Genomic DNA, 252 nt, shown 5'->3' with positions numbered 1-252 from the left:
ATTGTCGAAACAAATTGTCATCCGCTTCAGCCATGTAGTCGCCGAAAATACTCCGAAGGGGCTTGCTGCTCAGAAATTCGCACAGCTTGTGGAGGAAAAAACAGATGGAATGGTCAAAGTGGAAGTAATTCCAAACGGCAGTCTGTATAAAGATGAAGATGAGCTTGATGCCTTAATCCATAACGAGGTACAGATGATTGCCCCCTCCCTTTCAAAATTGACGGGGCTTGCACCGGAATGGGGACTTTTTGA

1 pseudogene is annotated in these 252 nt (G+C 45.6%); it reads left to right on the top strand.

The features are described 5' to 3' along the window. A pseudogene (locus RYX56_RS24000) lies at positions 1 to 252 on the top strand (C4-dicarboxylate ABC transporter); the annotation flags it as partial.

The sequence above is a fragment of the Alkalihalophilus lindianensis genome, assembly GCF_032843265.1.
Taxonomy (GTDB): Bacteria; Bacillota; Bacilli; order Bacillales; family Bacillaceae_D; genus Alkalihalophilus; species Alkalihalophilus lindianensis.
Note: the sequence above shows the minus strand (reverse complement) of the source record. Positions and strands in the feature narration are given on the sequence as shown.